The sequence below is a fragment of the Paucibacter sp. B51 genome (assembly GCF_027863535.1).
In the GTDB taxonomy this organism is placed as follows: domain Bacteria; phylum Pseudomonadota; class Gammaproteobacteria; order Burkholderiales; family Burkholderiaceae_C; genus Paucibacter_A; species Paucibacter_A aquatilis.
In genome coordinates this window covers 3,666,883-3,678,319 of sequence record NZ_JAPIVN010000001.1, presented here as the reverse complement: position 1 = coordinate 3,678,319, position 11,437 = coordinate 3,666,883, and the positions used below count along the sequence as shown (strand labels likewise).

Sequence of the window (11,437 nt, the reverse complement as noted above, 5' to 3'; positions counted from 1 at the left end):
CGGCACTCCCAGGAATGAACCGGACTCTCGTCTTCTCCCACGCCAACGGCTTTGGTGCCGCCTGCTACCGCCTGCATTTCGAGGCCTGGCGGCGCGCCGGCTGGCAGGTCCATGCCTTGCCTCAGATCGGCCACAACCCAGCCTATCCCGTCAGCAGCAACTGGCCGCATCTGCGCGACGAGCTGATCGATTTCATCCGCACGGAGGTGAAACCCAGCGGGCCGGTCAGCCTGGTCGGCCATTCCCTGGGCGGCATGCTGAGCCTGCTGGTCGCCTGCCAGCAGCCGGAGCTGGTGCAAAGCCTGGTGATGCTGGACTCGCCGGTGGTCAGCGGTTGGCGTGCCCAGAGCGTGCGGGTGGCCAAGGCCACAAGGCTGATCCACCGGGTCTCGCCGGGCAAGGTGTCTCGCCAGCGCCGCTACGAATGGCCGGATCGCGAGGCGGTGATGAGCCACTTCGCCAGCAAGCACAAATTCGCGCGCTGGGACCCGCGGGTGCTGCAGAACTATGTCGACGGTGGTTTTGAGGAACAGGACGGGCGCAGCCGCCTGCGCTTTCGCCGCGAGATCGAGACCCGCATCTACGACACCCTGCCCCATCACCTGCCGGGCCTGCTGCGCCGGCACCCGCTGCGCTGCCCGGTGGCCTTTGTAGCGGGCACCCAATCCGAGGAACTGCGCCAGGCGGGCGCTGCCGCCAGCAAGGCCCTAGCCGGGCCCCACTTCGTCTGGATGGAGGGCAGCCACCTCTTTCCTTTCGAGCGCCCGGACGACACGGCCGCCCTCGTGCTGCAGTTGCTCGAGGCCATGCAGCTTTCCACACCGTCCCCGGACTGATTCCCGGGCCGGTGTCCGAGCGGTCCGTCGGGCCTCGCTATAATCGCGCTTTACCACCACAGCGTTTTTCACGAGAACGCTGCACGACATGACCAAGTACGTCTACGTCACAGGCGGTGTGGTGTCCTCCCTCGGCAAGGGCATCGCATCGGCCTCACTGGCTGCCATCCTCGAATCGCGCGGCCTCAAGGTCACCCTCATCAAACTGGATCCGTACATCAACGTCGATCCGGGCACGATGTCCCCGTTCCAGCATGGCGAAGTCTTCGTGACCGAAGACGGCGCCGAGACGGACTTGGATCTGGGTCACTACGAGCGCTTCATCACCACGCGCATGAAGCGCGCCAACAACTTCACCACCGGACAGATCTACATGTCCGTGCTGGAGAAGGAACGCCGCGGTGATTACCTCGGCAAGACGGTGCAGGTGATTCCGCACATCACCAACGAAATCCAGGATTTCGTCCGCCGCGGCGCCGGTGCCGGCACGCCCGATGCGGTCGACGTGGCCATCGTGGAAATCGGCGGCACGGTGGGTGACATCGAGTCCCTGCCCTTCCTCGAAGCGGCGCGCCAGATGAGCCTGAAGGCCGGCCCGAACAATGTCGCCTTCGTGCACCTGACCTATGTGCCCTGGATCGCTGCGGCCGGTGAGCTGAAGACCAAGCCGACTCAGCACACGGTGCAAAAGCTGCGCGAAATCGGTATCCAGCCGGACGCCCTGCTGTGCCGCGCCGACCGCCGCATCCCTGATGACGAGCGCGGCAAGATCTCGCTCTTCACCAATGTGCCCGAGTACGGTGTGATCTCCATGTGGGACGTCAACACCATCTACAAAGTGCCGCGCATGCTGCACGAGCAGGGCCTGGACCAGTTGATCTGCACCAAGCTGCAGCTCAACACCAAGTCGGCCGACCTGAAGCGCTGGGACACCCTGGTCAGCGAGGTCGAGAACCCCGCCAAGGACGTGACCATTGCCATGTGCGGCAAGTACACCGACTTGAGCGATTCCTACAAATCGCTGAACGAGGCCCTGCGCCACGCTGGCATCCACAACCACGCACGCGTCAATATCGAGTACGTGGACTCCGAAATGCTGAACGCCGAGAACATCTCGCAGCTGCAGCAGTTCGACGCCATCCTGGTGCCCGGCGGCTTCGGCAAGCGCGGCGTGGAAGGCAAGATCCTGGCCGCCCAGTACGCCCGTGAGCACAAAGTGCCCTACCTGGGCATCTGCCTGGGCATGCAGGTCGCCACCATCGAGTACGCCCGCAATATGGCGGGCCTGACCGGTGCCAACTCGACCGAGTTCGAACCCGAAACCCCACACCCGGTGATCGCCCTGATCGACGAATGGCAAGACGCCGACGGCTCGATCCAGAAGCGTGATGAGAAAAGCGACCTCGGCGGCACCATGCGCCTCGGTGCGCAGAGCTCGGACGTCAAGGCCGGCACCCTGGCTTATGACATCTACGGCCCGGTGGTCAGCGAGCGTCACCGCCATCGCTTCGAAGCCAATACCCATTACCTGGACAAGCTGCAAAACGCCGGCCTGGTCATCTCAGCCATCACCCAGCGTGAAAAGCTGACCGAGATGGTGGAACTGCCGCGCGAGGTGCACCCCTGGTATGTGGGCGTGCAATTCCACCCCGAGTTCAAGTCCACCCCCTGGGACGGCCACCCGCTGTTCACCGCCTTCATCAAGGCGGCGCTGAACCACAAACAGGCCTGAAGGAATCCTGCCCATGAAGCTTTGCGGTTTTGAGGTCGGCATCGACCGACCTTTCTTCCTGATCGCCGGCACCTGCTCGATCGAGGGCCTGGAAATGTCGCTCGACGTGGCTGGTCAGCTCAAGGAAGCCTGCACGGCTCTGGGCATTCCGCTGATTTACAAGGGTTCCTTCGACAAGGCCAACCGCTCCTCGGGTTCGACCAAGCGCGGCGTCGGCATCGATGCCGGCCTGAAGATCCTCGATGAAGTGCGCCGCCAGCTGCAGCTACCCATCATCACCGATGTGCACGATGAATCGCAGGTGGCAGAGGTCGCCAGCGTCGTCGACGTGCTGCAGACCCCGGCCTTCCTCTGCCGCCAGACGGATTTCATCCGCGCGGTGGCCAAGTCGGGCAAGCCGGTCAATATCAAGAAAGGCCAGTTCCTGGCCCCTTGGGACATGAAGAACGTCATCGACAAGGCCCGCGACGCTGCGCGCGAAGCCGGCCTGTCGGAAGACCGCTTCCTGGCCTGCGAACGCGGCGTGAGCTTTGGCTACAACAACCTCGTCGCCGACATGAGCAGCCTGGCCGAGATGCGCAAAACCGGCGCGCCGGTGGTGTTTGATGTGACCCACTCGGTGCAGAAGCCCGGTGGCCAGGGCACCAGCAGCGGCGGCGCCCGCGAGATGGTGCCGGTGCTGGCCCGCGCCGGCGTGGCTGCGGGTGTGGCGGGACTCTTCATGGAAACCCATCCGCGCCCGGCGGAGGCCTGGTCGGACGGCCCCAATGCCGTGCCCCTGCAGCGCATGCGCGCCTTGCTGGAACAACTGGTGGCCCTGGACCGCTTGGTCAAGAGCCAGCCCCTGCTCGAGAACGACTTCTCGGCCTGAATTGGATCGCCCGCCTTGGCGGGCGGACCCCGCGCACGATTGTTCAGCGCCGGTAACTGCCAGCTGGCAAGATGCGCGCCGAAACCGAATTTTTGACCTTTTGGAGAGCTTGAATGAGTGCCATTGTTGATATCGTCGGCCGCGAAATTCTGGACAGCCGCGGCAACCCGACCGTCGAATGCGATGTCTTGCTGGAATCCGGCGTGATGGGCCGTGCCGCCGTGCCTTCGGGTGCATCGACCGGCTCGCGCGAAGCGATCGAACTGCGTGACGGTGACAAGAGCCGTTATCTGGGCAAGGGCGTTCTGAAGGCCGTCGAGCATATCAACACCGAGATCTCCGAGGCCGTGCTAGGCCTGGATGCCTCTGAGCAAGCCTTCCTGGACCGCACCCTGATCGACCTGGACGGCACCGAGAACAAGAGCCGCCTGGGCGCCAACGCCATGCTGGCCGTGTCCATGGCCGTGGCCCGCGCTGCGGCCGAAGAATCGGGCCTGCCCCTGTACCGTTACTTCGGCGGCATGGGCGGCAACCAGCTGCCGGTGCCGATGATGAACGTCATCAACGGCGGCGCGCACGCCAACAACAGCCTCGACCTGCAAGAGTTGATGATCATTCCCGTGGGCGCACCGAGCTTCCGTGAAGCCCTGCGCTGGGGCGCCGAGGTGTTCCACGCACTGAAGAAGATCCTGCACGACAAGGGCATCTCCACCGCCGTGGGCGACGAAGGTGGTTTCGCGCCCAGCGTGGAAAGCCATGAAGCCGCCATCCAGCTGATCCTGCAAGCCATCGACGCCGCCGGCTACACCGCCGGCGAGCAGATCGCCCTGGGCCTGGACTGCGCCGCCAGCGAGTTCTACAAGGACGGCAAGTACGTGCTGGAAGGCGAAGGCGGCATCCAGCTGACGGCCCAGGAATGGACCTCCATGCTGGCCACCTGGGTGGACAAGTACCCCATCATCTCGATCGAAGACGGCATGGCCGAAGGCGACTGGGACGGCTGGAAGCACATCACCGAAGTGCTGGGCCAGAAGGTGCAGCTGGTGGGCGACGATCTCTTCGTCACCAACACCAAGATCCTGAAAGAAGGCATCGACAAGGGCATCGCCAACTCGATCCTGATCAAGATCAACCAGATCGGCACCCTGACCGAAACTTTCGCCGCCATCGAGATGGCCAAGCGCGCCGGCTACACCGCCGTGATCTCGCACCGCTCGGGCGAAACCGAAGACTCGACCATCTCCGACATCGCCGTCGGCCTGAACGCCGGCCAGATCAAGACCGGCTCGCTGTCGCGCTCGGACCGCATGGCCAAGTACAACCAGCTGCTGCGCATCGAGGAAGACCTGGGCGATGTGGCTGTCTACCCCGGCCGCGCTGCCTTCTACAACCTGAAGTGATGCGGGCCGCCACTCGATCCTGAGTGGCCCTGATCTGCCAACGCCGCCCGACCCTCCGGTCTTGCGGCGTTTTTTATTGCTTCGCGGCTCGGCTAAACTGCGCGCGTGAAAACACTTGGCGTCATCCTCGCGGCCTTCTTGCTGCTGATCCAGTACCAGCTCTGGCTGGGCAAGGGCAGCCTGCCTCGCGGCGTGCAGCTGCGCGCCGAGCTGGCCCAGGCACAGCAGGCCAATGAACAGGCCCGCGCCCGCAACGCGCAGCTGGAAGCGGAACTGCGGGACCTGCGCGAAGGCCTGGAGATGGTCGAGGAGAAAGCGCGCTTCGAGCTCGGCATGATCAAGCCCGACGAGATCTACGTGCAAGTGCGCCGCTGAGCGCCGCCGCGCTGACAGCCCGGCCCTGCCCTACCTTGCCCTAAATCCACCCCGATTCGAGGACACGCCGTTCCGCATGGACGCTTTGCTGCTGCAACTGCAACCCCTGTTTGCCCCGGCCTTTGAGTTGCTGGGCAGCCCCATCACCTGGACCGAGTTGATCGCCTTTGTGCTGGCCTTGTGGATGGTGGTCTGCAATATGCGTGTGCACGCCCTGGCGTGGCCGCTGGCCATCCTCAGCTCGCTGCTTTACTTCCTGCTGTTCTGGAGCGGCAAGCTGTACGGTGAAGCCAGCCTGCAGCTGCTGTTTGTGAGCCTCTCGCTTTGGGGCTGGTGGCAATGGCTGCGTGGCAAAGGCGATGACGGCCAGGCCCTGCGCGTGCGGCGCCTGAGCACCACGGGCCTGTGGGCCTCGCTGCTTGCCACCCTGCTGGCCTGGCCGCTGCTGGGCCTGTTTCTGCAGCACCAGACCGATTCACCCGTGCCCTTCTGGGATGCCTTCCCCACGGTCGCCAGCCTGCTCGGCCAGTGGCTGCTGGCGCGCAAGTACCAGGAAAACTGGGGCGTCTGGGTGCTGGTCAACGGCGTCAGCGTCGCCTTGTTCGCCTACAAGGGCTATTGGCTGACCGTGCTGCTCTACGCAGTCTTCATCCCCATGTCGGTGGCCGGCTGGCGCGCCTGGGCGCAGCAGCTCAAGCACAGCCACGCGAGCGGCGGTTCCCGCCAGGCACTGGCTTGATGAAGACCTGGCAGACCCAGCCGTGCCCGGCTTGCTGATCGCCATCGTCGGTGCGGAGAGCACCGGCAAATCGACCCTGGCCCAAAGCCTGCAGCAGCGCTTGAGCGAGGCCACCGGCCTGCGCTGTGCCTGGGCCCCCGAGCTGCTGCGCGAATGGTGCGATCAAGCGGGCCGCACACCTCGCCCCGAAGAACAGGCCGCCATTGCCGCCGCCCAGGCGACCCGCTGCGAAGCCCTGGCGCTCAGCGCCGATCTGGTGCTCTGCGACACCACGCCGCTGATGACGGCGGTCTACAGCGAGCTGCTGTTTGACGACCACTCCTTGCTGGATACCGGCCTGGCTTTCCACCGCCGCTGCGCCCTGACCTTGTTGACCGCGTTGGACCTGCCTTGGGTGGCCGACGGTCTGCAGCGCGACGGCGCCCATGTGCGGGCGCCGGTGGATGCGGCCGTGCGGCGAGCGCTGATGGGCGCGGGCCTCGGTTGGTCGGTGGTGGCCGGCAGCGGTGCGCAGCGCCTGGAAGCCGCCCTCAATGCCATCACGCCCTTGCTGCTGGCCCGAAAGACCGCGCCCCTGCCGGCCACGGGCCTCTTCAGCCGCCTGCAGGCCCGCCAGGACGCCCTGCCCGAGTGGCGCTGGGCCTGCGACAACTGCGATGTACCCGAGTGCGAGCACCTCTTGAACCGGCGCCGCTGAACGCGCCCGGCCCAGCTCACTGACCGAGGCAGAGGCCCAGCCCCCGCGCTGCTTGCAGCAAGGGGTGATCCAGGGGCACAAGGCGGTTGCGCCCCGCCACCTCGGCCAGGGCCACGCTGGTGAACTCTGCCCCTTGCAAGGCCACCATGCGGCCGAAGCGGCCCTCGCGCACCAGCTGGGCCGCGGCCCAGCCAAACTGTGTGGCCAGCACGCGATCGAAGGCCGTGGGTGTGCCACCGCGCTGCACATGGCCGAGCAAGGTCGAGCGCACCTCCACCTCGCTGTGTTCACCCAAAGCCTGCTGCAGCTGCTGGGCCAGCAGCGCACCGATGCCGCCCAGGCGCACCGGGTCCGGGCTGTCGGCCAGCAAGGCACGCACCACCTGGCTTTGCGCCTGGGCATGCGCCCCTTCGGCCACGCAAATCAAGGCATGGCCTCCGCCCTCTGTCCGGCGTCGGCAATGCTCGATCACGGCCTCCAGCCGGTAGGGCAACTCGGGCAGCAGGATGGCATCCGCCCCACCCGCCAATCCCCCTTCCAGCGCAATCCAGCCGGCATGCCGGCCCATGGTCTCGGCAATCATGACCCGGCCATGGCTGCGCGCCGTGGTTTCCAAGCGGTCCAGGGCTTCGGACACCACCGCCACGGCGCTGTCGAAACCGAAGCTGCGTTCAGTCAGGTAGAGGTCGTTGTCGATGGTCTTGGGCACCCCCACCACGGGCAGGCCCAAACGGCTGAATTGCTCGGCAATCGCCATGGTGCCGTCGCCGCCGATGGCGACCAACGCATCAATACCTTGGGCCCGCACGAAATCGAGCACGCGCGCCGAGACATCCGCCCCGCCCTCGGCAAAGTAGTGGAAAGGATCACAGCGGTTGTGCGTGCCGAGGATGGTGCCTCCCTGGGCCAGGATGTCCCGTACATCGGCGAGGGCCAGGGGCCGCAGGCGCTGCTCGATCAGGCCCAGGAAGCCTCGCTCGACACCGCTGACCCGGGCCCCGCATTGCTGGATCAGGGCCAGGCTGACGGCGCGGATCACCGCATTGAGGCCGGGGCAGTCGCCGCCGCCGGTGAGGATGGCTATGTGCATGGAGGGGCTGCAAAGGTCATGGTGATCGCAACAATTATGGGTCAGCGCGCCAGCAGGAAATACTCGAACAGCTGGGCGCCGCCAGCCCCGCCCAAGGGCACCAAGAGGGCCTTGACCAAGGGCTGCTCAAAGATCGGCGCCAGCGCGCCGCCGCGCTCCTCCTGCACCGAGGCCATCAGCCGCTTGAAGGGCTCGATCAGCTTGCGCTGCTCCTCATCGCCGCCCATCAGCCAGCGCAGATCGGCCTCCATACGGCGCAAGGCCCGGCTGCGCGCCTGTTCGGCCGCCTGCTTGAGCAGCACGGCCAGGGCCAGCAGGCCCAGCAGGTAGGCACTGGCGGCCATGGCCACCGGCAAGGTCAGCGACCAGTTGTCGAACAAGCGGCTGCGCCCGACGATCAAGAGCGCCAATACCACGAAGGGCCCCATCACCAAGGGCCCGATGCGCGCGCTGCGGCGCACGACGATTTGCACATCGATCCAGTCGTCCAGCAGGCTGTGGCGGCGCAGTTCGGGTGGCGCCACGGCGCGCTGGGCCGGGTCGGCGGCGATGGCGCGCAGCCACAGTGCCTCATGCGCGCTGCCCAGGCTGGCGGCGAAATGCGCCAGCGTGCTCGCCGGGTAGATCGTGCGCGCGGCCGTGAGCAATCGAATGAATCGGCAGGCCAGCATGGTGGCGTCGCCCACCGCCACCACCAGCAACGGCAGCAGCACCAGGATGGCATCGAGCGTGAAACGGATCAAGGCGCGGTGATCCTCGCCTCGCACGGGCACGGCCGGACCGACGCCGTCGCTGAAACCAAAGAACAAACCCAGGACCACGAGCAGAGTCAGCACAAAACCCAACATGATGCGCAGAGCCCGAGGCACCCGGCTGCCACGCCGACCGTACTGATGCCAGAGGATGCGAAAGTCCAGGCTGCCCCCAGGCGCCGCATGCCAGCCGGCCACGCTCAAATGCCGCTGCCAGATCCGGCGCATGAGGCGCAAACCGCCCTGGCGGGCCGCGACACCGGCGCGTTTGGGCGTCTGTTCGGGCAGATGCAGCCAGGCGCTGTCTTCGGCCATGCCCTGAACACTGCGAGACCAGGTGGCATCCAGGGTGTCAACAATCGCGAGCAGGGCCAGCAGATGGAGCAGGTGCGAAGGCCAGGCGCTGAGCCCCTCCAACCAGGCCAGGGGCTCACAGCTGTCGCAACGGCGGGCCTCGACGCCGCTCAGCACATAGGCCCAGACCAGGCCCAGGGTCACCCAACACAGCCCGCGTAGCGTGCGACGCAGTCCCGGGGCCATGATGGCCGGCGCGCCCCCTGCGCCGAGGCCCTTGCCAAATCCGAAGCCGAAACGATGCTCGGGCGCCAAGGACAAGAGCACCAGCAGCGTGCTGCCCAGGCTCAGGCCCAACATGCCAGGCGCAAAGCGCAGATGGCCCGGCCACAGCATCTCGCTCAGACTGACCAGGGTGAAGAAAAACAGCCAGCAGTAAAGGGCCACGAAGCCCAGCTCCGGCAAGGAAATGGAGGGCACCAATCCAGCCGGCAGATGCTCCAGCCGCGCCGCGGCCCGGCGACGCCGGATGTTGCGCAGCACCGGCGTGCCCGGCCAGACCAGCAGGCCCAACAGCAAAAGCACCGGCAAAGCCACGGCCGCCAGGCGCACACCGTAGGCTTTGCCGGGCGGGCGGCGCTCGAAGGCATAACCACTCAAAGCCATGGCGCCGCTGCGGCCCACCTCGTAGAGCGAGGGGTGATCGAGTGCCTCTTCGGCCGCACAGTCCTCCACGGCCCGGCAGGCTTTGCTGCGACAACCGGCATGCCGAGCTGCGAGATAGGCTGACGATTGGTACACATCGCGCCAGGGTGGATTGCCGGCCGCCAGATCGGGCGCGGGCAGCCCAACGCGATCGGCCACCGCCTGGCAGCGCGGCGACGACAGGCGCGGAAACTCCAGCGGCAGACTGGATGCCACCAGCAGATTGCGGGTGAAGGTCTGGACACGCGGATGCAGAAAGCGTGCATCCATATCGGTGGTGAAAAAAACCTTGTCCGCGAAACTCTCGTGCAGAGCCTGCAGCAGCAGGAGCTTGTCATGCACGTCACTGGCCATCAGACCGATGGCCCCGATGGGCAGGGCCCCGACCTTGGACTCGCTGCGTTGCAACTGCTGGGCCAGGCGACGCAGGTAGTCCAGCTGATCGCGGGCTTCGGGCCACTCAATGCGTGCTTGCGCATCAGCTTTGCCGGATCCGCCGCGCGCCTCATCGCGACCGACGTCGCGCGTTGTCACACCGTCCAGGCCACGGAAAAAGTACAGCTCTTCCAAATGAAGGGCCGGATTCTGCGAAAGCTGTGCACGCAGTTGCCCCGCCAAGGCCTGGGCGTAGAGCGAGTCGCGTTCGCCGATCAAGACCACACGCTGCGGCGAGCGTGCTGTGGCCGACAGTCTCAAGCTCAGCTCGCCCGTCAACTGGTCCAGCAGCTCCTTGTCGCTGCCGATCTTGCGGATCAGCCGCACCGGCGGGTCCTGGCGCCCACCCTGCAGGCGACAAAAGCGCCAGGACACATAGTCCTCGAGGCTGCTGCCGTCGAGTTCGCTGAGCATGGCGTCACTGGCGGTGGAGAACGGGCTCAGCAGCAAGGCCCGCGACAGGTGCCAGTAACCATCGAGCCAAGGTTCGGAGGCAGTCGGGGCCTGGGCCAGAGGTCGCTGCCCGGGCGGAACCGAACAATGGCTGCGCGAACCGGGCCCCGGCCCCAGCCGCCAGGCGGCGCTGCGCAGATCGGCCAATGCCACCCGCAGGGCATCGGTGGTGGACGGGCCAATCACAGCCAGTGGCGGTGGCTCCCGCTTGCCAGCAGCCCAAGGCTCGAAAAGGGCATGCAGCATCAAGGCCAGGCTGTCGAGCTTGCGCGAAGGCAAAGCGGTCTCATCCACCCACAGCACAGCCACCTGGCTGTAACGCGAGGCCTGCGCGATGTCGGCCACATCTGAGGCTGCCTGAGCCGGCCGGGCCGGAGAAGTCCGGGCCACCGCCGCGCTCAAGCTGCTGGCCGAGAGCAGCTCATAGGGCACCAGCAAGCCCGGACGCACGCCATTGCTGGCAGCAGCCTGGGGACTGAGCTTGGCTTCGTCCAGCTGCAGCAGGCCCAGGCGCTCGGCGTTGTCGGGCACATAGCCTTTGGCCTGCAGGCCCGCCAGCACGGCATAGCGCGTGCGCCGCCGCCCCTCCTCGGCCCCAACAAAGGCGTTGCCGGGCACCAAGGCCACAAGAACCAGGGTTTCGCTGGAATCCGGTTCGTCATCGCCACTCAGGCGGCGCGACAACTCCTGCGGCGTGCGCAGAGCTGCGACCGACTTGAGTTTGCACTCGGTGGCCTTGGCCGGGTCCTTGTAGAGCTTGTCGCAGCGCTCCAGCCGTTCGGCCTCATGGCGGCGCACGGCCACAAAGGGGTCTTCCCAAAGCCGCGCTTCCACCTCCAGGTCGGCCGCCGTCACGGCTTGCGCCCGCTCCTTCTCGGCCGGACGCAACTGGTCAAACGCATGAGGAACCAGCTGGGTGCTGGTGATGAAAGCGACCAGCACGGCCAAGCTGGTCCAGGGGATTCCACCGCCTTTGTTGTCCATCCTCGCCCTTTCAGGCCGCTACCGGCCTCGCACCCGCGGAACACGCGGGACCGCCGGACAAGGTCGAGGATCAG

The 11,437-nt window shown here is 66.3% G+C and carries 9 protein-coding genes; 7 read left to right on the top strand and 2 right to left on the bottom strand.

Annotated features, from left to right (window positions below):
- The first annotated feature begins 14 nt into the window (after positions 1-14).
- The 7 genes from OOB33_RS15690 (at position 15) to OOB33_RS15660 (ending at position 6,650) form a co-directional block, all read left to right on the top strand.
- Positions 15-836 carry an alpha/beta fold hydrolase gene (locus OOB33_RS15690; protein ID WP_271009359.1) on the top strand — a complete coding sequence of 274 codons (822 nt, stop codon included), beginning with the start codon at positions 15-17 and terminating at the stop codon, positions 834-836.
- A gap of 88 nt (positions 837-924) precedes the next feature.
- Positions 925-2,568, top strand: coding sequence for a CTP synthase (locus OOB33_RS15685; RefSeq protein WP_271009358.1), 1,644 nt, complete (start codon positions 925-927; stop codon positions 2,566-2,568).
- 13 nt (positions 2,569-2,581) lie between these two features.
- A complete protein-coding gene (gene kdsA, locus OOB33_RS15680; protein ID WP_271009357.1) occupies positions 2,582-3,439 on the top strand; it encodes a 3-deoxy-8-phosphooctulonate synthase in 858 nt (285 codons plus the stop codon).
- A gap of 113 nt (positions 3,440-3,552) precedes the next feature.
- Entirely contained in the window at positions 3,553-4,839 is a 1,287-nt protein-coding gene (gene eno, locus OOB33_RS15675) for a phosphopyruvate hydratase (RefSeq protein WP_102770285.1), read from the top strand.
- Positions 4,840-4,944: 105 nt separating this feature from the next.
- On the top strand, positions 4,945-5,214 hold the full coding sequence (gene ftsB / locus OOB33_RS15670; RefSeq protein ID WP_102770284.1) for a cell division protein FtsB: 270 nt from the start codon (positions 4,945-4,947) through the stop codon (positions 5,212-5,214).
- Between the two features lie 76 nt (positions 5,215-5,290).
- Positions 5,291-5,953 carry a nicotinamide riboside transporter PnuC gene (pnuC, locus tag OOB33_RS15665; protein ID WP_271009356.1) on the top strand — a complete coding sequence of 221 codons (663 nt, stop codon included), beginning with the start codon at positions 5,291-5,293 and terminating at the stop codon, positions 5,951-5,953.
- A 22-nt stretch (positions 5,954-5,975) separates the two neighbouring features.
- Positions 5,976-6,650, top strand: coding sequence for an AAA family ATPase (locus OOB33_RS15660; protein ID WP_102770282.1), 675 nt, complete (start codon positions 5,976-5,978; stop codon positions 6,648-6,650).
- Positions 6,651-6,666: 16 nt separating this feature from the next.
- Here OOB33_RS15660 and OOB33_RS15655 read toward each other — a convergent pair whose 3' ends face one another.
- Together OOB33_RS15655 and OOB33_RS15650 are read right to left on the bottom strand one after the other, a co-directional pair.
- The gene (locus tag OOB33_RS15655; protein ID WP_271009355.1) at positions 6,667-7,740 is read right to left on the bottom strand and encodes a 6-phosphofructokinase; all 1,074 of its coding nucleotides are present in this window, start codon (positions 7,738-7,740) and stop codon (positions 6,667-6,669) included.
- 41 nt (positions 7,741-7,781) lie between these two features.
- Entirely contained in the window at positions 7,782-11,363 is a 3,582-nt protein-coding gene (locus OOB33_RS15650; protein WP_271009354.1) for a hypothetical protein, read from the bottom strand.
- Between the last annotated feature and the right edge of the window lie 74 nt (positions 11,364-11,437).